This window comes from Acidimicrobiales bacterium (genome assembly GCA_036270875.1).
Classification (GTDB): Bacteria; Actinomycetota; Acidimicrobiia; order Acidimicrobiales; family AC-9; genus AC-9.
The window spans coordinates 21,589-43,102 of record DATBBR010000039.1; the positions used below are offsets into that span (position 1 = coordinate 21,589).

General features: G+C 70.3%; 21 protein-coding genes. 13 read left to right on the top strand and 8 right to left on the bottom strand.

The features are described from left to right. Window positions 1–13 precede the first annotated feature (13 nt). From VH112_04515 to VH112_04530, 4 genes are read left to right on the top strand one after another with little or no spacing between them, the layout of a single operon-like run. A complete protein-coding gene (locus tag VH112_04515) occupies window positions 14–790 on the top strand; it encodes an SDR family oxidoreductase (protein HEX4539487.1) in 777 nt (258 codons plus the stop codon). An 8-nt stretch (window positions 791–798) separates the two neighbouring features. Further along, window positions 799–1,578, top strand: a complete 780-nt coding sequence (locus VH112_04520; protein HEX4539488.1) for an SDR family NAD(P)-dependent oxidoreductase — start codon at window positions 799–801, stop codon at window positions 1,576–1,578. 51 nt (window positions 1,579–1,629) lie between these two features. Next, window positions 1,630–2,286: a PaaI family thioesterase gene (locus VH112_04525; GenBank protein HEX4539489.1), complete on the top strand. Its 657-nt coding sequence runs from the start codon at window positions 1,630–1,632 to the stop codon at window positions 2,284–2,286. Window positions 2,287–2,328: 42 nt separating this feature from the next. Then, window positions 2,329–4,080 carry an amidohydrolase family protein gene (locus tag VH112_04530; GenBank protein ID HEX4539490.1) on the top strand — a complete coding sequence of 584 codons (1,752 nt, stop codon included), beginning with the start codon at window positions 2,329–2,331 and terminating at the stop codon, window positions 4,078–4,080. 78 nt (window positions 4,081–4,158) lie between these two features. On the opposite strand, the gene VH112_04535 is transcribed toward VH112_04530, so the two are convergent. Continuing rightward, the gene (locus VH112_04535; GenBank protein ID HEX4539491.1) at window positions 4,159–5,319 is read right to left on the bottom strand and encodes a steroid 3-ketoacyl-CoA thiolase; all 1,161 of its coding nucleotides are present in this window, start codon (window positions 5,317–5,319) and stop codon (window positions 4,159–4,161) included. A 148-nt stretch (window positions 5,320–5,467) separates the two neighbouring features. Here VH112_04535 and VH112_04540 point away from each other — a divergent pair, with 148 nt between their 5' ends. The 7 genes from VH112_04540 to VH112_04570 all read left to right on the top strand — a co-directional run bounded on the left by VH112_04540 (window position 5,468) and on the right by VH112_04570 (window position 12,860). Further along, complete coding sequence (locus VH112_04540; GenBank protein ID HEX4539492.1) at window positions 5,468–7,018, top strand: acyl-CoA synthetase; 1,551 nt, start codon at window positions 5,468–5,470, stop codon at window positions 7,016–7,018. After that, window positions 7,019–7,804 carry an enoyl-CoA hydratase/isomerase family protein gene (locus VH112_04545; GenBank protein HEX4539493.1) on the top strand — a complete coding sequence of 262 codons (786 nt, stop codon included), beginning with the start codon at window positions 7,019–7,021 and terminating at the stop codon, window positions 7,802–7,804. Between the two features lie 11 nt (window positions 7,805–7,815). Further along, entirely contained in the window at window positions 7,816–8,265 is a 450-nt protein-coding gene (locus tag VH112_04550) for a nuclear transport factor 2 family protein (protein HEX4539494.1), read from the top strand. An 83-nt stretch (window positions 8,266–8,348) separates the two neighbouring features. Next, complete coding sequence (locus tag VH112_04555; protein ID HEX4539495.1) at window positions 8,349–10,076, top strand: amidohydrolase family protein; 1,728 nt, start codon at window positions 8,349–8,351, stop codon at window positions 10,074–10,076. Between the two features lie 13 nt (window positions 10,077–10,089). Beyond that, on the top strand, window positions 10,090–10,506 hold the full coding sequence (locus VH112_04560; protein HEX4539496.1) for an OB-fold domain-containing protein: 417 nt from the start codon (window positions 10,090–10,092) through the stop codon (window positions 10,504–10,506). Continuing rightward, window positions 10,499–11,695, top strand: coding sequence for a lipid-transfer protein (locus tag VH112_04565; GenBank protein HEX4539497.1), 1,197 nt, complete (start codon window positions 10,499–10,501; stop codon window positions 11,693–11,695). Before VH112_04560 ends, VH112_04565 begins: the two co-directional genes overlap by 8 nt. Window positions 11,696–11,708: 13 nt before the next feature. After that, the gene (locus VH112_04570) at window positions 11,709–12,860 is read left to right on the top strand and encodes an acetyl-CoA C-acetyltransferase (protein HEX4539498.1); all 1,152 of its coding nucleotides are present in this window, start codon (window positions 11,709–11,711) and stop codon (window positions 12,858–12,860) included. Between the two features lie 7 nt (window positions 12,861–12,867). Here the strand turns inward: VH112_04570 and VH112_04575 are convergent, their stop codons facing one another. Next, entirely contained in the window at window positions 12,868–13,239 is a 372-nt protein-coding gene (locus VH112_04575) for a DUF1707 domain-containing protein (GenBank protein ID HEX4539499.1), read from the bottom strand. A gap of 131 nt (window positions 13,240–13,370) precedes the next feature. Further along, a complete protein-coding gene (locus tag VH112_04580; protein HEX4539500.1) occupies window positions 13,371–13,637 on the bottom strand; it encodes a PspC domain-containing protein in 267 nt (88 codons plus the stop codon). 274 nt (window positions 13,638–13,911) lie between these two features. On the opposite strand from VH112_04580, the gene VH112_04585 reads away from it, so the two are divergent. Both VH112_04585 and VH112_04590 read left to right on the top strand, forming a co-directional pair. Further along, window positions 13,912–15,198, top strand: coding sequence for a PspC domain-containing protein (locus VH112_04585; GenBank protein ID HEX4539501.1), 1,287 nt, complete (start codon window positions 13,912–13,914; stop codon window positions 15,196–15,198). After that, on the top strand, window positions 15,195–15,854 hold the full coding sequence (locus VH112_04590; protein HEX4539502.1) for a response regulator transcription factor: 660 nt from the start codon (window positions 15,195–15,197) through the stop codon (window positions 15,852–15,854). The genes VH112_04585 and VH112_04590 overlap by 4 nt, the downstream gene beginning before the upstream one ends. A gap of 12 nt (window positions 15,855–15,866) precedes the next feature. On the opposite strand, the gene VH112_04595 is transcribed toward VH112_04590, so the two are convergent. From VH112_04595 to VH112_04615, 5 genes are all read right to left on the bottom strand, one after another. Then, window positions 15,867–17,261 carry a wax ester/triacylglycerol synthase family O-acyltransferase gene (locus tag VH112_04595; protein HEX4539503.1) on the bottom strand — a complete coding sequence of 465 codons (1,395 nt, stop codon included), beginning with the start codon at window positions 17,259–17,261 and terminating at the stop codon, window positions 15,867–15,869. A 71-nt stretch (window positions 17,262–17,332) separates the two neighbouring features. After that, window positions 17,333–18,124 (bottom strand): SDR family oxidoreductase, encoded by a 792-nt coding sequence (locus VH112_04600; protein ID HEX4539504.1) that lies wholly within the window; start codon window positions 18,122–18,124, stop codon window positions 17,333–17,335. Beyond that, window positions 18,124–19,374, bottom strand: a complete 1,251-nt coding sequence (locus VH112_04605) for an acyl-CoA dehydrogenase family protein (protein ID HEX4539505.1) — start codon at window positions 19,372–19,374, stop codon at window positions 18,124–18,126. The genes VH112_04600 and VH112_04605 overlap by 1 nt, the downstream gene beginning before the upstream one ends. A 15-nt stretch (window positions 19,375–19,389) precedes the next feature. Next, complete coding sequence (locus VH112_04610; GenBank protein ID HEX4539506.1) at window positions 19,390–20,295, bottom strand: SDR family oxidoreductase; 906 nt, start codon at window positions 20,293–20,295, stop codon at window positions 19,390–19,392. 394 nt (window positions 20,296–20,689) lie between these two features. Further along, window positions 20,690–20,917 (bottom strand): hypothetical protein, encoded by a 228-nt coding sequence (locus VH112_04615; protein HEX4539507.1) that lies wholly within the window; start codon window positions 20,915–20,917, stop codon window positions 20,690–20,692. Window positions 20,918–21,514: the final 597 nt, after the last annotated feature.

Below are 21,514 nucleotides of genomic sequence, written 5' to 3' on the forward strand. Positions count from 1 at the left end.
CCGGGATCGGACGATGGGCGATCCCCTCGACATGTCCGGGAAGGTCGCGGTCGTCACCGGCGGCTGTAGGGGGATCGGCCGGGGCATCACGACGAGGTTTCTCGCCGCGGGCGCTGACGTGGTGGTGTGCTGTCGCCACGAACCCGAGGAGCCGATCGCCGGTGGCGGACGGGAAGCGGCGTTCGTCGAGGCCGACGTGCGCGAGGTGGAACAGATCGACCGGGTCGTGTCCTACGCGACGGAGCGGTTCGCCCACCTCGACGTGCTCGTCAACAACGCCGGCGGAGCGCCGGTGGCCCCCGCCGCCACCGCGTCCCCGCGGTTCTCGGCTTCCATCATCTCGCTCAACCTGGTCGCTCCCCTCAACTTCTCCCAGCGGGTGAACACCGTGATGCAGCAGCAGCCCGAGGGCGGGGCGATCGTCAACATCGCCAGCGTCAGCGGCTTGCGCCCGTCGCCAGGGGCCGCTGCCTACGGCGCCGCGAAGGCCGGTCTGCTCAACCTCACCGAGACCCTCGCCGTCGAGTGGGCCCCCAAGGTGCGGGTCAACTGCGTCACGGCGGGGTTGATCCGCACCGAGCTCGCCCACCTCCACTACGGCGACGAGGCCGGCGTGGCCGCGGTGGCGGCGACGGTGCCCCTCGGTCGGATGGGCGAGCCCGACGACATCGCCGGGGTGTGCCTCTTCCTGGCCTCCCCGCTCGCCCGCTACCTGAGTGGCAGCAACGTGGTCGCCCACGGCGGCGGTGAGCGGCCGGCGTACCTCGACGCGACCCCGGCGGGGGGATGAGCCCGGCCGTGGGCGAGCGGTTGCAGGGCGAGGTGGCGCTGATCACGGGGTCGACGCGAGGCCTCGGACGGGAGATGGCCCGTGTGTTCGCGGAGGAAGGCGCCCGGGTCGTCGTCACCGGTCGGAACCAGGCGCGCGGCGACGAGGTTGTCGAGTCCATCGCCGCCGCGGGAGGCGAGGCCGCGTTCGTCCTCGCCGACCTGAGTGACGAGGTCCAGTCCGAAGCCCTCGTCGAGGCGGCGGTGCTGCGCTTTGGTCCGCTCACGGTCCTGGTCAACAACGCAGTGGCTGGAGGCCGCGATGCCGGCGACGGTCCCGTCACCGACGTGAGCGCCTGGACCTTCGAGTCGGTCCTGCGGGTGAACCTCGTGGCCGTCGCCACCCTGTGCCGCCTCGCCATCCCGCACATGCTGACCGCAGGCCATGGCTCCATCGTCAACGTCTCGTCCCGGGCGGCCGAGCTGGCCACACCTCGGCTGGCCGCCTATGCCGCCAGCAAGGGTGGCCTCAGTGCGCTGACCCGGTCGATCACAATCGACTTCGCGCGCCGGGGCATACGATGCAACACCGTGCAGCCCGGCTACATCCTGCACGAGGTGCGGGATGCGGAGCTGACCGACGAGCGCCGCCGACGGCTGGAGGAGATGCACCTCACACGGCTGGCCACGCCCACCGACGTCGCCTACGCGGCACTGTTCCTGGCCAGCCGGGAGGCCGAGGTGATCAGCGGCATCAACCTGCCCGTGGACGGGGGCAGCACCGCATCCAGAGCTCGGACGATCGGGTGACGCCCGGTGGCCGGCCCGGGAGGCCGGCCGGAACACGTAGGGTCCCGGGTCATGAGCCTGCCCCCCGACCCCCGGGTCGCCTACACCGTTGGTGACCCGGTCGAGACCGAGCACCGTGCCCTCAAGCACGCCCTGGTGGGCGAGTGCCGACGTGTCATCGACCACATCGCCCTCCTCGATCCGGAGCGCGCCGGCGCCGCCGAGTTGGCGCGGCTGACCGACGAGACGCGCGTCCTCGCCGACCGGTTGGAGTCGATGCCGTCCCTCCGCCGCTTCGGTGGCCTGGCCACCTCCGGCCCCGACGACGCGGCCCTGCTGGAGCGCAGCGGTGTCAGCGGGCGAAGCAACCCCCTCGCCCCTCCGCTCCAGTTCGAGATGAGCGACGGCATCACCCGGGGCCACGCCGTGTACACCACCCCCTACGAGGGCCCCCCGGGCTGCCTACACGGCGGCTTCGTGGCTGCCGCCTTCGACGACATGATGGGCTTCGCCCAGATGGCCTCGGGCTTCGCCGGTTACACGGGTACGCTCACGGTCAAGATGCGACGGCCGACCCCTCTCGACTGCCGCATCGACTTCGAAGCCGGGCTCGACCGGGTGGACGGGCGAAAGATCTTCTGCTGGGGCAAGTCGTGGGACGGAGACACCCTCTTGTGCGAGGCCACCATCCTCTTCATCGCCCCGAAGGGTGGTCTGATGCCAAGCTAGGCAGTACGAGGTTGACGTCTGCCGAACAATGAGGAGCGCAACGTGCTCGACATAGTGATCAAGGGCGGCACCGTCGTCGACGGAACGGGCAACCCGTCGTATACCGCCGATGTCGGCGTGCGCGATGGCAAGATCGTCGAGGTCGGCGCCATCACCGAGCAGGCCGGGCAAGTGCTCGACGCCGATGGCGCGCTCGTCACGCCAGGTTGGGTGGACGTCCATACTCACTACGACGGCCAGGTCACCTGGGACGACGCCTTGGAGCCGTCCGCGACCAACGGCGTGACGACGCTCGTCATGGGCAATTGCGGGGTCGGTTTCGCCCCCGTGCGCCCGAGCGACCACGACGCCTTGATCGACCTCATGGAAGGCGTCGAAGACATACCCGGCTCGGCGCTCAGTGTCGGGATGCCGTGGGGGCAGTGGGAGACCTTCGGGGAGTATCTCGACCTGCTCGACCGGCGAAGTTACGCGATCGACATCGCCGCCCAGGTCGCGCACGGGGCGGTGCGGTTCTACGTGATGGGCGAGCGCGGCGCGGCCAACGAGAACGCCTCGGCCGAAGACCTGGCTGCCATGGCTGCGGTCGTAGAGGAAGCACTCTTCGCCGGCGCCGTCGGATTCTCGACCTCGCGCACGGTCGGACACCGGGCCCGTTCGGGCCGACCAGTGCCGGGGACGTTTGCTGCTGAAGAGGAGTTGTTGGCGCTCGCCGGAGCTCTGCGATCGGCGGGCAGGGGTGTCTTCGAGGCCATCCTGGCGGGCACCATCGGCGGGCTGGGTGGCCGCGAGACGACGAAACAGATCGACGAGGTGCGTCTGCTTGACTCGGTGTCGCACGCCAGCGGCCGCCCGGTGACGTTCACCGTCGCCCAGCTCTTCGAGGATTGTGATCACTGGCGACTCGTGCTCGACGCGGCCACAGAGGCCAACCGGAATGGGTCAACTCTGCGACCCCAGGTGATCCCTCGTTCGGTCACGATCATGACCAACCTCGACACCTACCACCTTTTCATGGGCAGGCCGACCTACCGCAAGCTCGCCCACCTGCCTCTAGCCCAGCGGGTCGCCGAGATGCGCCGACCCGAGGTGCGCGAGGCGATCCTCGCCGAACCCGACCCGACCATTGAATCAGGCGATTTCTCGGCGGTCCTCATAGGCCTGCTCGTCACCGCGCTCCCACTCACCTTCCCGCTGTCTGACCCCGTCGACTACGAACCCAGCCTCGACCAGTCGGTGTACGCCCAAGCCGCAGCCGTCGGCAAGGACCCCGTCGCCCACATGTACGACCTGCTGCTCGCCGACGAAGGCAAGGCCTTCTACGCCCTCCTCGGCTCCAACTTCGTCGGCGGCACCCTGGACGCGTGCCGCGAGATGATGCTCGACCCCTACACGGTGACCGGCTTGGGCGATGCCGGAGCTCACGTCAATCTGATCTCCGACTGCTCCGCATCGACGTTCCACCTCACTCACTGGGCCCGTGACCGCACCAGGGGCGAACAACTCCCGGTAGAGCTGCTCGTCCACAAGCTGAGCGGCGCCAACGCAGCCCTCTACGGATTTGCCGACCGCGGCACCATTACGGGCGGCAAGAGGGCTGACCTCAACGTCATCGACATGGACGGTCTGCGCATCCTCCCGCCCGAGGCGCGCTACGACCTGCCCTCGGGTGCCAGCCGCATCCTTCAACCCTCCTACGGCTACCTCGCCACTCTCGTCAACGGTGTCATCACCCGCCAAGACGACACCGACTCCGGCGAACGCCCAGGGCGGCTTGCCCGCAGCACCGCCTGACGAGCGCGTAGGTCGGCGGGTCGATCACCTCCGGCACCCCAGCGCCGAGTAGTCGGCTGGGGCACATCTCCTGTCTCCTCAGATGCGCTCGAGGATCGTCCCCGTCGCCAGGGCGCCGCCACAGCACATCGACACCAGGGCGGTGGTCTGGTCGGACCGCTCCAGCTCGTGCAGGACGGTGGTCACGAGCCGGCTGCCGGTGGCGCCGACGGGATGGCCGAGGGCGATGGCGCCGCCGTTGACGTTCACCTTGTCCATGTCCGGTTGGTGGACGCTCGCCCACGACAACACGACCGACGCGAACGCCTCATTGACCTCGAACAGGTCGATGTCGCCCATCGTCATGCCCGCCTTGGCCAGCACCCGGCGGGTGGCGTCGACGGGGCCGTCGAGGTGGTAGTAGGGCTCGGAGCCGACCAGGGCCTGGGCGACGATGCGGGCCCGAGGCCGCAGCCCGGCAGCCCGGGCCCGCTCCTCGGACATCCACAGCACGGCAGCGGCGCCGTCTGAGATCTGCGAGCTGTTGCCCGCGGTGTGAATGCCGCCCTCCCGGACGGGCTGCAGCTTGGCCAGCCCCTCGGCCGTCGTCTCTCGGGGTCCCTGGTCGCGGTCGACCACCTGGCGGGTCCCGGTCGGACCCTCCGGGCCGACGACCGGCGCCTCGACCGGGGTGATCTCGCGCTCGAAGCGCGCCTCGGCCTGGGCCCGGGCAGCGTGCTGCTGGGACGCCAGGGCGAGCGCGTCGACCTCGTCCCGGGTGATGCCCCGACGCTCGGCGATGCGCTCGGCCGCGCCGAACTGATCGGGCATGTCGGCGGGGTAGCCCTCCGGGCGGGGTATGCCGGGGCCGTTGAACACGTTCATGCCCAGGCCGACCCGGCTCATGGCCTCGATGCCGCAGGCGATGCCCACGTCGATCGCCCCCGCAGCAACCAGCCCGGCGACGAGGTGGTTCGCCTGCTGCGAGGACCCACACTGGCAGTCCACGGTGGTGGCTGCCGTCTCGAACGGCAGGCCGGCACCCAGCCACGCGTTGCGGGTGACGTTGGACGCCTGCTCGCCGGCCTGCGTGACGCAGCCGCCGACGACCTGCTCCACGTCGGCGGGGTCGATGCCCGCCCGCTTGACGACCTCGACCTGGGCGGCGGCGAGGATGTCGGCGGCGTGGAGCCCCGACAGCACGCCGTTGCGCTTGCCGATCGGTGTCCGCACCGCCTCGACGATCACGGGCTGGCCCATGTGCGTTGCCTCCTGCTCTTCGCCTCGGCGGTCCAGGTTATTGGAATCTGTTCTAGTCTGTGGCCGCCGCAGGACCAAGCCGGCCCGGGAGCCGGCCAAGTGAAAGGCCGGCCCGGCAGGCCGGGCGAGTGATCAGGAGAACGTGCCGATGGCAGACCTCGGATTCTGGAGCATCGCGACCGAAGATCCCGACCATCTGGCGGTGGTGAACCCCGACGGCACCGAGATCAGCGCCGGTGAGCTCCTCGCTTCGGCGAACCAGCTGGTGCACGGCCTGCGCCAGCTCGGCCTCGAGGTCGGCGACTCGATCGCCATGGTGCTGCCGAACAGCGTCGAGGTCTTCGAGCTGTATCTCGCCGCCCTGCAGGCCGGGTGGTACCTGATACCGATCAACCACCACCTCGTCGGGCCGGAGATCGCCTACATCGTCCAGGACTGCGACGCCAAGGTGTTCGTCGCCCACGAGCGCTTCGCCGATGTCTGCACGGCGGCCGCCAAGGAACTGGGCTTTCCGGAGGACCGGAGCTTCGCGGTGGGCTCCGTGCCCGGCTTTCGTTCGTACACCGAGCTCAAGGACCGACAGCCGACCGCCCTCCCCTCGGACCGCCGCACCGGGACGGTGATGAACTACACCTCGGGCACCACGGGCAAGCCCAAGGGGGTCCGGCGCCAGCTCCCCGCCGCAGACCCAGAAGCAAGCGCCATCGCGTCAGGCGGGATGCTGCTGTTGTTCGGCCTTCAGCCCCACGACGACAACGTCCACATCTGCGGCTCGCCGCTCTATCACACCGCCGTGCTGGTCTTCGCTGGAGGCGCGCTCCAGCTCGGCCACACCGTCGTGGTGATGGACAAGTGGACGCCCGAGGGCATGCTCGAGCTGATCGACCGGTACCGGGTCACCAACAGCCACATGGTGCCCACCCAGTTCCACCGCCTGCTGGCCCTCCCCGACGAGGCGAAGGCCAGGTACAACCTCTCGTCGCTGCGCCACATGGTCCACGCTGCCGCCCCCTGCCCGATCGACATCAAGCGGGGGATGATCGAGTGGTGGGGGCCGGTGATCGACGAGTACTACGCCGCCAGCGAGGGCGGGGGCACGATGGTCCTGTCCGAGGACTGGCTGAAGAAGCCGGGCACCGTCGGCAACGCGTGGCCGATCTCGGAGGTGGTGATCCTCAATGACGAGGGCAAGGAGCTGCCCCCGAACGAGATCGGCACCGTGTACATGGCCATGCCCGGCGTGGAGTTCGAGTACTACAAGGACCGGCAGAAGACTGAGAGCAACCGGGTGGGGCGCTTCTTCACCGTCGGCGACATCGGCTACCTCGACGACGACGGCTATCTCTTCCTCCGGGACCGCAAGGCCGACATGATCATCTCGGGCGGGGCCAACATCTACCCGGCCGAGATCGAGGCCGTCCTGCTCGGTCATCCGAAGGTCGGGGACGCTGCGGTGTTCGGGATCCCCCACGACGACTGGGGTGAGGAGGTAAAGGCCGTCATCGAGCCCGCCGCCGGCGTGGAGCCCTCTACCGGGCTGGCCGACGACATCCTGGCCTTCTGCGCCGGCAGGCTGGCCCGGTTCAAGACCCCGAGGTCGCTCGACTTCGTCGTCGAGATGCCGCGAGACCCCAACGGCAAGCTGTACAAGCGCCGGCTCCGAGACCCGTACTGGGAGGGGCGGGAGCGGGCCATCTGAATGGCTGCGACCGACAAGGTCAGGCTGGACCTCGACGGGCCGATCGCCACCATCACCAACGCCAACGTCGACAAGCAGAACGCGTTCGACGACGAGATGGACAACCGGCTGTGGGAGATCCTCCACGAGCTGAAGGGACGTCCCGACCTGCGCGCCGTGATCTGGCGGGCCGAGGGGAAGTCGTGGTCGTCGGGCCGGGACGTGAGCACCATCGGCACGCTCGCCAGCGCGGCATCCCACCACGAGCTCATGTCCACCGGCCATCGCGGCATCCAGCAGCTCTGGGAGATGGACGCCCCGGTCATCGTCGCCATCCAGGGCTGGGCCATCGGTGGATCGTTCCAGCGTGCCCTGCTGTGCGACATCCGCATCGCCGCCGAGGACGCCCGGTTCGCGCTGCCCGAGGTGACCTACGGCGTGATCCCCGACACCGGAGGCGTGGGAGTGCTGTACCAGATGTGCGGTCACGGCCTCGTGAGCGACATGGTGCTCACCGGTCGACGCCTGTCGGCCGACGAGGCGCTGGGCCACGGCATCGTCTCGCGGGTCGTCCCCCGTGACGAGCTCGATGCCACTGCCCGCGAGATGGCGGAGCGGATCGCCGCCGCGCCGACAGCGACGGTGAAGATGGCGCGCCGTGTCATCGCCCGCTTGGCCCGGCCTGAGCAGCGGGCGGCCATGGGCGACGAGCTCATCTACCAGACGTTCGTCAACAAGAGCGACGACTACGCCGAGATGCGCGCCGCGCGGGCCGAGAACCGGGCGCCGAAGTACCGGGGGAGCTGAGAGGTGGAGCGATGACACAGGAGATCGCCGACCGGATCGAGATCGACGACCTTCTCACGCGGTACGCCACGGCGGTCGACACGAGGGACTGGGACCTCTACCAGACGGTGTTCACGGCGGACGCCCTCATCGACTACACCTCGTCGGGAGGGATCCGCGGTGGGGTGGCCGAGATGACCAAGTGGCTGTCCGACGCGCTGTCCATCTTCTCGATGAGCCAGCATCTGGTGACCAACCGCGACATCCGGGTGACAGGCGACACGGCGACAAGCCGCAGCTACTTCTACAACCCCATGGGCCGGACCAAGCGGGACGGCACCCTGGACCTGATGTTCGTCGGTGGCTTCTACCGCGACCAGCTGCGGCGGACCGCCAACGGGTGGCGGATCGCCGAGCGGATCCAGGACACGGCGTGGCTCAGCTCCGCGCCCGGCACCACCGCCGCGCCAGGATCGCGTTGAGGCCCGGTGACGAGCGCCGCTGCGCCCGAGGCGCGAGCCCGGATAGTCTGACGCGACGTCAAACTTAGGAGCGGGGGTCCGTGATGCTGGACTGCAAGATCGCCGGCGCCAGCGTGGTCGACGGGACGGGCTCGCCCCGGCGGCGGGCCGACGTGGGCATCAGGGACGGCATGATCACCGCCGTGGGCGAGGTCGACGAGGGCGCCCGGCGGACCATCGACGCCAGCGGGCTGGTCGTGGCGCCGGGGTTCATCGACATCCACACCCATTACGACGCCCAGCTCTTCTGGGATCCCAGCGCCAGCCCGTCGCCGTACCACGGGGTGACCACGGTCGTCGGTGGGAACTGCGGGTTCAGCATCGCCCCGCTGGCCCCCGAGCACGCCGACTACGTCAGGCGCATGCTGGCGAAGGTCGAGGGCATGCCCATCGAGGCCCTCGAAGCCGGTCTCGACTGGGACTGGCGCTCCTACGGCGACTGGCTGGACCGGCTGGACGGCAGCCTGATGGTGAACGCCGGCTTCCTCGTCGGGCACTCGGCCGTGCGCCGTTCGGTGATGGGCGAGGCGGCCGTCGGGTCCGAGGCTTCCGATGAGCAGCTGGCGACCATGGTCCGCGTCCTCCACGAGTCGCTCGCCGCTGGTGGCCTCGGGTTCTCGTCGTCCCGCGCTCCGACCCACAACGACGGAGACGGCAAGCCCGTGCCCTCCCGGTCGGCGACGACGGAGGAGCTCGTCGCGCTGGCGGCAGCGCTGCGCGACCACCCGGGCACCACGCTCGAGTTCATTCCGACGGTCGGGGCCTTCGAGGACGAGCACATGGACCTCATGGCCTCCCTCTCCCTCGCCGCCAACCGTCCTCTCAACTGGAACCTTCTCGCCGTCACGTCCCAGAATCCCGACGGTGCGGCCAACCAGCTGCGGGCGTCGGACTACGCCGCCGAGCGGGGTGCCAGGGTCATCGCCCTGGCTGTCGCCGACCCGGTGGAGGTGCGCCTCACCTTTCTCTCCGGGTTCATCCTCGATGCCCTGCCGGGCTGGTCATCGACGATGAGCCTGCCGCCAGCCGAGCGGATGAAGGCCCTCAGCGACCCCGACGAGCGTCGTCGACTCCGGGACGGGGCCGCATCTCCCGACGCCGGGCTGCTGCGCACCATGGCCAACTGGAAGACGATGCGCATCGCCGAGACCTTCTCGCCCGACAACGAGGGTCTCTCGGGCCGGCTCGTGGGCGACATCGCCGCCGAGCGCGGCGAGGATCCCTTCGACACGCTCGTCGACATCGTCGTGGCCGACGAGCTGCGAACCGGTCTGCTGCTGCCCGCGCGCGGCGACGACCCCGAGAGCTGGCGCCTGCGCACCGAGCTGTGGCGCGACCCGAGAGTGGTCATCGGGGCGTCCGACGCCGGTGCCCACCTCGACATGCTGGCCACCTTCATCTACACGACGTCGCTCGTCGGGCCGTCGGTCCGGGACCGTCACCTCCTTCCTCTGGAAGAGGCCGTCCACATGATCACCGACGTCCCCGCCCGTCTCTACGGCATCAGGGACCGCGGACGCATCGCCGAGGGGTGCCACGCCGACATCGTCGTCTTCGACGAGGATCGCGTCGCGCCCCGGCCGGTGGCCACCCGGTTCGACCTGCCCAGCGGCGCCGGCCGGCTCTACGCCGAGGCCGACGGCATCGAGCACGTGATCGTGAACGGCACCGAGATCCTGGGCCCGGACGGCCTCGGCGGCGGGCGCCCGGGGACGCTGCTGCGGTCGGGCCGCGACACCGACACGGTGGAGGTGCCGGGCGGCCGTGGCTAGCGACAAGACACGGGTGCCGGTCATCGAGGGCTGGTTCACCCTGGACGAGGACCGGCCCCAGCTCCTCGGCAGCCGGTGCTCGTCGTGCGGAGCCCGCTTCTTCCCGAAGTCCCCCGCCTGTCGCAACCCCGAGTGCGGGCACGGCGAGCTCGAGGAGGTAGCGCTGAGCCGCACCGGCCGCGTCTGGTCGTTCACCGACAACCGCTACCAGCCGCCGCCTCCCTACGTCGCTTCCGACCCGTTCGAGCCCTACGCCATCGCCGCCGTCGAGCTTGCCGACGAGCGCATGGTGGTGCTGGGCCAGCTCGTGCCCGGCGCCGACGTGGCCGCGCTCGGTGTGGGGTCCGAGATGGAGCTGGCGCTCGGGACGCTCTACGAGGACGACGAGCACGAGTACGTGGTCTGGAAATGGAGGCCGACGGATGCCTGACCCGAACCGGCAGGTGGCGATCCTGGGCGTGGGCATGCACCCATGGGGGAAGTGGGGCCGGAGCTTCGTCGACTACGGCGTGAGCGCCGCCCGTGCCGCGCTGGGCGATGCCGGTCTCCAGTGGACCGAGATCCAGTACATCGCCGGCGCCGACACCATCCGCAACGGCTATCCGGGCTACGTGGCGGGGGCGACCTTCGCCCAGGCGCTCGGATGGTCGGGCACGCGCGTGTCGAGCTGCTACTCGGCCTGCGCCTCGGGGGCGACCGCCATCGACATCGCCCGGGCGAGGATCCTGGCCGGCCTGTGCGACGTCGCCCTCGTCATCGGTGCCGATACCACGCCCAAGGGCTTCTTCGCCCCGGTGGGCGGCGACCGACCCGACGATCCCGACTGGCTCCGCTTCCGCCTGCTGGGGGCGACGAACCCCACCTACTTCGGCCTGTACGCCCGCCGCCGGATGGAGCTCTACGGCGCCACCGAGCGGGACTTCGCCAGGGTCAAGGTCAAGAACAGCCGCCACGGCGCGGCCAACCCGAACGCCCGCTACCACAAGGAGGTGGGCGAGGACGAGGTGCTCGCCTCACCGGTCGTCGCCAGCCCGCTGCGGCTGCTCGACATCTGCGCCACGAGCGACGGGGCCGCGGCCGTGGTGCTGTCGAGCCTGGATTTCGCCCGACGACGGCGGAGCCGGGCGGTGAAGGTCGCGGCCGTCTCCACCGTGACGCCTCGGTACCCGAACACCGTTATCGAGATGCCCAACTTCGCCACGGACTCGGCCGCCGGTGTGCCGCCGCCTGATCTGCCCTTCCGTGACTCGATCGCCCACGCCGCCTACGAGGAGGCGGGGTTGGGTCCCGACGATCTCGACGTGGCCGAGGTCTACGACCTGTCGACCGCCCTGGAGCTCGACTGGTACGAGAACATCGGCCTGTGCAAGGAAGGAGAGGCCGAGCGGCTCCTCAACGACGGTGACACCACCCTGGGCGGCCGGATCCCGGTGAACCCGAGCGGCGGTCTGGCCTGCTTCGGAGAGGCCATCCCCGCCCAGGCCATCGCCCAGGTCTGCGAGCTGACCTGGCAGCTGCGGGGAGAGGCCGGCGGCCGTCAGGTCGACGGGGCCAAGGCGGGCGTGACCGTCAACCAGGGCCTGTTCGGCCACGGATCGTCGGTGGTGGTGGTGAGATGAGGAGGCGCCCCCAGTGAGCGAGGCCTACATCGTCGACGCCATACGGACTCCCGTCGGCAAGCGGGGCGGCGGCCTGAGCCAGGTCCATCCAGCCGACCTCGGGGCCCACGTGCTCGAGGCGCTCGTCGCCCGAACCGACGTCGACCCGGCGGCGGTGGAGGACGTGCTGTTCGGCTGCGTCGACACCATCGGCCCCCAGGCCGGCGACATCGCCCGCACCTGCTGGCTGGCCGCCGGGCTGCCCGAGGAGGTCCCGGGCACGACGATCGACCGGCAGTGCGGCTCGTCCCAGCAGGCGCTGCACTTCGCCGCCCAGGCCGTCATGAGCGGCACCAACGACCTCGTCGTGGCGGGCGGCGTGCAGAACATGAGCATGATCCCGATCGCGTCCGCGCTCACCGCCGCCGAGCCCCTCGGCTTCTCCGACCCGTTCTCCGGCTCGTCGGGATGGGTCGCCCGCTACGGCACCCAGGAGATCTCCCAGTTCCGAGGGGCGGAGATGATCGCCGACAAGTGGGGCGTCTCGCGCGAGGACATGGAGCGGTTCGCCTTGGAGAGCCATCGCCGGGCCCTGCAGGCCATCGCCGAGGGCCGGTTCGAGCAGGAGATCGTGCCGTTGGCCGGCGTCAGCGCTGACGAAGGTCCGCGCGACACGTCGCTCGAGAAGATGGCGTCACTTCCAACCCTGGTCGAAGGGGGCCGCCTCACCGCGGCGGTGTCGAGCCAGATCTCCGACGCCGCCACCGCCGTGCTCGTCGCATCGGAGCGAGCCGTACGCGACCACGGGCTGAGGCCCAGGGCGCGCGTTCACCACCTCAGCTGCCGGGGGGCCGATCCCGTCTACATGCTGACGGCGCCGATCCCCGCCACGGCCTACGCCCTCGACCGCTCGGGCCTGTCGCTGGGCGACATCGATCTCATCGAGATCAACGAGGCGTTCGCCTCGGTGGTGCTGGCCTGGCAGCAGGAGACCGGAGCCGACCTGCAAAAGGTGAACGTCAACGGGGGCGCCATCGCGCTCGGACATCCGCTCGGCGCGACCGGGACGAGGCTGATGACCACCCTGCTGTGCGAGCTCGAGCGGACCGGTGGCCGCTACGGGCTGCAGACCATGTGCGAGGGCGGCGGCCAGGCCAACACCACGATCATCGAACGGCTCGGCTGAGGCACGCTCACCACGGGCGTGAGGCCAGGTCACGGCGGCGCCAGTAGCGCCGGCCTCGGAACCGGTGCCAGACCAGCAGGACCACGATGCCGATCAACAGCAGCGGCACGTGGGGCGGGGCGGCCAGGAAGCCGGCCACGAGCAGCACCAACAGCAACGCCAGCACCCACTGTCCGACCGGCCGGCGGCGGGGCGGCGGCGGAGCCGGGGGGCCCAGCCTGGGCAGGTCATCGAGCACGCCGGCCACGTCGCCGCGGGTCTTGGCGTTCATGACCCGCCCGACGCGCTCCTCGAACTCGTTGCTGTCCAGTCGACCCTCGGCGTAGTGCTTCGAGAGAACGTCGGCGATCTCGTTGCGCTCGGCGTGTGAGATGCGCATGCGGGTGTCGGTCTCTCGGGGGGGACGGCGCCGGCTGCCCCACGAACCCGGTCCAGGGTCTGTGCCGCCCGGACCGGGCGGTTCCCACGGCGATTGCATGTCGGTCCTTTCTTGGTGGCAGTGCCACACGGTCAGCGAGACCGGAATTGATCGATGAGGTCCTCGGCCATGCTCACGTCCGCGCCTTCATCGGGGATCAGCAGCCACGCCCCGACATAGAGCGGCACGGCCAACCCCCCGGCGAAGGCGAGGACAACGAGGACGATGCGGACGAGCGTGACGTCGAGGTCGAGGTGCTCGGCGATGCCGGCTGCCACGCCCGCCAGCATCCTCCCGGCGTGCGGACGACGGAGGATCTGGGTCTGTGCAGAAGCGGTGTCAGGTGTCGCGTCTTCCATGGCTCGATGATGGAGCACGCGGCTCGGCGCCGCTATCGGGGATGACCCCGATCGAACCCCGAGTCTGACCCCTGCCGACCAGGGCTTTCCCCGATAGGCAGGCCGTCGCCGGGGGCGCGATGATCGACGTATCGCCGACCCCGTCGATTCCCGACCTCCGCCCCCGCCACGGGCCCCGCCCGGCCCACCCTGGGGCAGAGGCGCCGGAGAAGGCCCGCCCTGGCGGCGCTTCGGATGGGACGACCCGCGTCAGTGGCGGCGCGGTGCGGCGGCGATGCACCGCCACTGGGGGCGTCACCTGCGGGGGCGGGGGCCGCTCCGTCGGAGCCGGGATGACCGGCTGATCGCCGGCGTCGCCGGCGGTGTCGCCGCCCGACTGGGCGTCGATCCCACGCTGGTCCGCATCGCCGTGGTGCTGTTCGGCCTGGCGAGCGGCATCGGCGTCGCCGCCTACGTGGTGGCGTGGCTCCTGTTGCCGGTCGCGGGCGAGACGGCGCCGATCGCCAGCCGGGCCAAGTCCGATCGGGCCGGCATCGCCCTGGCCGTGGCCTTCGTGCCGCTGCTGGTCCTCACCGTGCTGGTCGTGTCGGCGCTGGGAATCGGCTACGCCAGCTCGGTCGCCTGGCCGCTCTACCTGAGCCTCGCCGGCCTGGTCCTGATCTGGCGCAACGCCGAGGAGGACGAGAGCGTCTGGATGCGCCAGGTGGCAGGGACCCTGCTCCAGGTCAGCACCGAGCCTCGGCACTCCCGTCGCTCGTTGGTGCTGAGGATCGTCATCGGCGTCGTGCTCCTCGGCGCCGGCCTCGTCGTGATCGTCCTCGGGCACCCGAACACCGCCCTGCTCCGACCAGCAGGCGGCACCGTGCTCGTGATCGCCGCCTTCGTCGTGGTGTTCGGACCATGGTGGCTGAGCCTCGCCCGCCAGCTGGTGGACGAGCGCCAGGCCCGCGTGCGCGCCGAGGAGCGGACGGAGATGGCCGCCCGCGTCCACGACTCGGTGCTCCAGACGCTGGCCCTGATCCAACGCTCGTCGGACAACTCACAGCGCGTCGTCCAGCTGGCGCGGACCCAGGAACGGGAGCTTCGCTCGTGGCTGTTCGACGGGCGCCGGCCAGGTTCGTTCGGTGAAGAGGAAGCGTCGACGCTGGCCGCCGGGGTGCAGCTGATCGAGCACGAGGTGGAGAGCACCCACGGCGTGGCCGTGGAAGCCGTGACCGTCGGTGACTGCCCACTGGCCGAAGATCTCCGGGCCCTGCTCGCGGCCGGCAAGGAGGGGACGGTCAACGCAGCCAAGTGGTCCGGTGCGCCCGTCGTGTCGCTGTTCGCCGAGGTGGAGCCGGACAAGGTGACCCTGTTCGTGCGCGATCGGGGCCAGGGTTTCGACCCGACCGAGGTCCCCGCCGACCGTCAAGGGATCGCCGAGTCCATCAGGGCGAGGATGGCCCGCCACGGCGGCACCGTCGCCGTCCGCTCGACACCGGGAGCCGGCACCGAGGTGGAGCTCGCCATGCCGAGGCGGGTCGAGCGCGGGGTCGATCGCGCACGAAACGATCGCCGATGAGCCCGGGCGCCAGGCCGAGGGTGTTCCTGGTCGACGACCACCACCTCTTCCGTTCCGGCGTGCGCGCCGAGCTGGGCGACGAGGTGGAGGTGGTCGGCGAGGCCGACGAGGTGGGCGCCGCCGTAGAGCTCATCGTCGAGCGCGCCCCCGACGTGGTGCTGCTGGACGTGCACTTCCCGGACGGAGGGGGCCAGGCCGTCCTCGACGCGGTCAAGCCCGCTCACCCGGAGATCCGCTTCCTCGCCCTCTCGGTCTCCGACGCTCCCGAGGACGTCATCGCCGTCATCCGCGCCGGGGCCCGGGGGTACGTGACCAAGACGATCTCCGGTCCGGAGCTGATCGCCGCCATCCGGCGCATCGCCGACGGCGACGCTGTGTTCTCACCCCGTCTGGCCGGGTTCGTGCTCGACGCCTTCGCGTCGATGCCGGCCGCCGGGGTGCCGGCCTCGTTCGATCCCGAGCTCGACCAGCTTTCGGCGCGCGAACGGGAGGTCCTGCGCCTCATCGCCCGCGGCTACACCTACAAGGAGCTGGCCCGGGAGCTGTCCATCTCCAGCAAGACCGTGGAGAGCCACGTCTCGGCGGTGCTGCGCAAGCTCCAGCTCTCGTCCCGCCACCAGCTCACCAAGTGGGCGACCGATCGCCGCCTGGCCTGAGACGGCCGGCGATCAGGCGCTCTCGAGCAGTTGGCCCATGCCGTCCTCGATTCCACGACAGAGCACGTCGAGGTCCGGAGCGCTGTCGTAGTCTCCCGTCACCCCGAAGTTGACCTGGCCGTCGTAGGAGAAGATGGCCACCGCGATGCGAACCTGGCCGAACAGCGGAACGTAGGGGTAGGTCCTCAGCATGCGCCGACCGAGGGCGTAGAGCGGGAACTGCGGTCCTGGCACGTTGGTGGTCCCCGTGTTGATGTTGTGCTGCTGCACCCGGCCGGCGACGCGCATGCCGAGGGCGAGGAGCATCGGCGGAGCGAAACCGGACAGTGACGTGAGTGCCTCTCCCGCCACCGCTTCCTTGGACTCCTTGAGCCCCTGCATCTGCGCCGTGAGGGCGTGGAGCCGTTCGGCGGGATCGCCGATCCCGACTGGCAGAGAGGCAAACATGGCCGACACCTTGTTGTCGTAGGTGGCGTCGCCCACCGCCCGGCCACTGACGTCTCGGGCGCGCACCGAGACTGGCACCAGCGTCCGCACCACCCGGTCGACGTCCTCACCACGCGACAGGAGAAGCTCCCGGAAGCCGCCGGTGATCGCAGCCAGGACCACGTCGTTGAAGGTGCCCCCGAGACCCTTGCGGACGGCCTTGACGTCCTCGACCGATGTCGACGCCCACGCGTACCGGCGGTGCGGTCCGATCGGACCGTTGAGCGTCGAGACAGGATTCGACCGGAGCAGCCCAGCCATCGACGAGATCCCCTGCACCACCTCCCCGAGCTGGTGCAGCGCCTGGCGCGGGACCCGAGTGGCTGACCGAACGGCCCGGAACTGCTCATACGGGGTCACGGCGAGATCGATGGCGGCCTCGGCTGCCAGCCGTGCTCCCGAGGGAAGCGGTGACGGGTGCCAGTCGTCGGGCACCGCCGGCGATGGCGTGGGTGACGTGTCCATGATGACGGCCAGCAGCTCGGTACCCGAGACGCCGTCGACCATGGCGTGGTGCGTCTTGGCCACCATCGCCCACCGGTCCTGCTCGAGGCCCTGGACGATCCAGATCTCCCACAGCGGCTTCGTCCGGTCGAGCTGCTGGGACATGACGCGCCCGACCAGCTTGCGCAGCTCAGCCTCGCCGCCCGGGGCGGGCAGCGCCGTGTGCCGGATGTGGTAGTCGATGTTGAAGTCCGGGTCGTCGACCCATACCGGGCGCCCGAGCTCGAGCGGCACGTCCCGCACCACCTGCCGGTAGCGGGGTACCAGGGGCAGCTTGCCCTGCACCATGGACACAAAGTCCTCGAACGGAGGCTCCGGGCCCTCGAACATGGCGATCGAGCCGATATGCATGTGGCTGACGCGGTCCTCGAGGTGGAGGAATGACGAGTCGAGCGGGCTCAAACGGTCGCCGGTCATCGTGGCCCTCCCGCGGTCGCGACGGTGTCTAGCGACGCTACACCCGGCGGGAGCCTGACCGTCGGCCCTTTCTAGGGGTGCTGGCTGCTCACCGAGACGACCTCGCCGGTCATGTACCCGGCGTAGTCGCTGGCCAGGAAGACGATGACGTTGGCGACCTCCCACGGCTCGGCGCCCCGCCCGTAGGCCTCCCGCGTGGTGAGCTCGTCGAGCACGTCCTCGGCCATGACCTTGGTGAGGAAGGGGTGCGTGGCCAGGCTCGGCGACACGGCGTTCACCCGCACCCCAGCCGGCGCCGCCTCCAGGGCCGCGCACCGGGTCAGGGCCATGACCCCGGCCTTGGCCGCCGCGTAGTGGGCCTGGCCCACCTGGGCCCGCCAGCCGATGACCGAGGCGTTGTTGACGATGGCGCCCGACCTACGCGCCACCATGTGGCGCAGGCCGGCACGGGTGCAGCGGAAGGTCCCGTTCAAGGTCACGTCCAGCACCGCTCCCCACTGATCGTCGGTCATGTCGACCAGGTTCGCGGTGCCGCCCAGCCCGGCGTTGTTGACCAGCACGTCGAGGTGGCCGGCCGCCTCCACCGCCGTGTCGAAGAGCCGCTGCACGTCGGCCTCGCTGGTGACGTCGCACGCCACCGCCGGAGGCCGCGTGCCCATGATGGGCTCCAGCTCCTCGGCCGCTTCCTGCAGCCGCCGCTCGTGGCGGTCGCTCACGACGACGAAGGCACCCTCCTCGGCACAGCGCCGGGCGGTGGCCAAGCCGATGCCGGTCCCCGCCGCCGCCGTGACCAGGACGGTCCGTCCCTCCAGCAGCTGGTGGCCCTTGGGATACGCGGGTACGCCCGACAGCCCCGATGCCATCAACGCCCCTCCCGCTGTCCGCTCGAGCCGGCCTCCCGGGCCGGCTGTCCACTCGAGCCGGCCTCCCGGGCCGGCTTCGGCTCGGGCGGCAGCCCCAGGACCCGCTCGCCGATGATGTTGCGCTGGATCTGGTTCGAACCGCCGTAGATGGTGTCGGCCCGGCTGAACAGAAAGCTCCGCTGGGTGTCAGTGAGATCGTAGGGAAGCGCCCTCGCCACTTCGGCCGCAGGACCCAGCACGTCCATCGCCAGCTCCCCGAGCGCCCGGTGCCAGCTGGCCCAGTAGAGCTTGGCGATCGACGCCTCGGCTCCGGCCGTGCCGTGCTCGGAGAGCGCGAGGGTGCGCAGCGAGTTGAGCCGCATGACGCGCAAGCCGATCCAGGCCCGCGCCAGCCGCTGCCGGGTGACGGCGTCTGCCGTGACACCCCGGGCTCGCGCCGCGTCGATCACCGCCGCCAGCTCCCCCTCGAAGGCCACCTGCCGGGCGATGGTCGAGACACCCCGCTCGAAGCCGAGCGTTCCCATGGCGACACGCCAACCGGCGTTGACCTCGCCCACGACGTTGGCGCCCGCCGTGCGGGCGCCGTCGAAGAAGACCTCGTTGAACTCCGAGGTGCCGGTGAGCTGGACGATGGGCCGCACGTCGATGCCGGGCTGGCGCATGGGGCACAGAAGGTAGGAGAGCCCCCGGTGCTTCGGAGCGGTGGGGTCGGTCCGGCACACGACGAAGCACCAGTCGGACCAGGTGGCCAGGGACGTCCAGACCTTCTGCCCGTGTATGACCCACTCGTCCCCGTCGAGCGACGCCCTGGTCTTGACGTTGGCCAGATCCGAGCCCGCGTCCGGCTCCGAGTAGCCCTGGCACCACAGCTCCTCGCCCGACAGGATCGGAGGCAGGAAGCGCCGCTGCTGCTCGGCGGTGCCGAAGGCGATCAGGGTCGGGCCCAGGAGGCCCTCGCCCACGATGCCCACCCGGGCGGGTGCCCCCGCCCGCAGGTACTCCTCCTCGAAGATGACCTGCTGCACCAGGCTGGCGCCGCGCCCGCCCTGCTCGGGCGGCCACCCGAGCCCGATCCAGCCCGCCTGGCCCAGGGTGCGCTCCCAGGCCGCCCTGACGTCGAAGCCCTCGTGCTCGTGGCCCGGGCCGCCGCGGGCCCCGAGCGCTGCCACCTCGCCCACGACGTGGTCGGCCAGCCACTCCCGGACCTCTTTGCGGAAGGACTCGTCCTCGGCGCTGAAGCGAACGTTCACCGGCGCCCGGTCCCGCTAGGCGTTGGGCTTCTCCCCCGCCGCGGCCGCCTGGCGCATCCCCTCGAGGCGGTCGAGCAGGGCCATGCGCTCCTGGCCCACGGTCGAGTCGAGGCGGGCCTCGATCTCCTGGGGTGTCCAACGGCCGTCCTTGTACATGGCCCGGACCTCGGTGGGCTGGTTCCAGACGGCGATCTTGCCGCCGACCGCCGTGTACACCTGCCCGGTGACGTGGCGGGCCTGGTCGGAGAGGAGGTACACCACGAGGGGCGCCACGTCCTCTGGCTCGCCCATCTCGCCCAGCTCCATGGGCACGTTGGCCGACATCCGCGTGCGGGCCACGGGGGCGACGGCGTTGGCGGTCACTCCGTAGCGGGACATGCCGGCGGCGGCGCTGCGAACAAGGGAGACGATGCCGCCCTTGGCCGCGCTGTAGTTGGCCTGGGCCACGCTGCCGGCAAAGGCCCCGGAGGTGAAGCCGAGGAGGGTGCCCGATCCCTGCTTGCGCATGATCTCCGCCGCGGCCCGGAAGACGGTGAACGTGCCCTTGAGGTGGGTCTCGACCACCGGGTCGAACTCCTCTTCGCTCATGTTGAACAACATCCGCTCCCGCAGGATCCCGGCCACGCAGACGACCCCGTCGATGCGCCCCCAGTTGTCCATCGCGGTGCGGACGATGTGCTGGCCGCCCTCCATGGTGGTCACCGTGTCGGCCACGGCGACGCCGGTGCCCCCGGCGTCGGCGATCTCCTTCACCACGGCCTCGGCCACGTCGCTAGCGGGCTCCTCCCCGGCGATGCCGACGCCGTAGTCGGCGACCACCAGCCTGGCCCTCTCGGCGGCGCAGGCCAGCGCCACGGCCCGGCCGATCCCGCGCCCGGCGCCGGTCACGGCGACGACCTTCTCCTCGAGATACCCGCCCAACCAGGCCTCCTGCTCGGTCGATAGCGTCGTGTGACGTTAGTTGATCGTCGCTGGTCAGCCAGGTCAAATGCCGTCCGTGTCCGCGTTCTGTCCGCGTTTTCCAACGCGGGCCCCCAGTGACCAGGCTTGCGACCTCGGACGCGGCGTTCGCAACCACCGGTTCGAGGACGTGCGAATAGGTGTCGAGCAACAGCAGCGTGTCGCAACGCGTCCCCTGTTTCCGTGCCCTCTCCTCGCCCCTGCGTCGCCTATCAACGCTGGAATAGGGGCAGAAGGGCTCACCAGGCTCGCCAAGCAAGGGGAGCCCCCAGTGCCCCGGCTCAACAGCTACAGCGCCGAACGCCAGAAGGCCGCCCCGTCGCCGCAAGCGGGCGAGCAAGAAGCGACGTCAGCGCTACAGCGTCACCAGTAGCCGGCGGATGATGCCACCGGCCATCAGGTAGGCCGCGGCCGCGATGCCCCAGTTGATCGCCACGTTCGACTTCACGCTGTGGGGGGTGAACAGGTTGTGGAATGGAGTCGTGAGGGTACTCGCCCATCGTTCGACGTGCGAGACCACCGTGTTCCCGACGTTGGCATCGAAGACAAACAGGAGAATGCCCGCCACGATGAACAGCGCCACGACAGCAGCAACGGATCCGACCAGATGAGCGATCGGCGCAGCGGGGGACGAGGTCCTTCTAGCAAAAGTACGCATTGCACTCCACCCCAGAAAACACGAGCGACGTACGGTTGGCTATACCCGGAGGGCTGCGCGGCCAACCGACGCGGTGGCTAGACGGGATGCGATTCCGCCCTAAACAAACGCTCACCGAGACGAGGCCAGCGTGCGATGGACGCCGCGCACCAATTCACGGAGCGGCGGCGTGGGGAGCACTGGCGGCGGGTGCGATGTGTGTGAGGAGCTGCTGTCGCCTATGAAGTTCCGACACGTTGGGGCAGCGTCACTCCGCACAAGAATTGGGGCAAACGACAAAGCCCGGGCGGCTCGACCGGCTTGTCTCTCACCGGCGCGCCGAGCAGGGCACGTCACGGGAACCAGCCGTTAGAGCTGCCCCGTCTCCTCGGCCCACCGCTTGATCTCGCCCCACGGAGTGGGTCTCAGCGTCGCCACCCGCGAGACAGCCGACAAGATGCACCGCGGGACCACCCACCCGCGCCTACCTAGACGGTGGAAGTGCGACCGGCGTGCTTGCCCGGGTCTAGTCCCCGCCGGAGT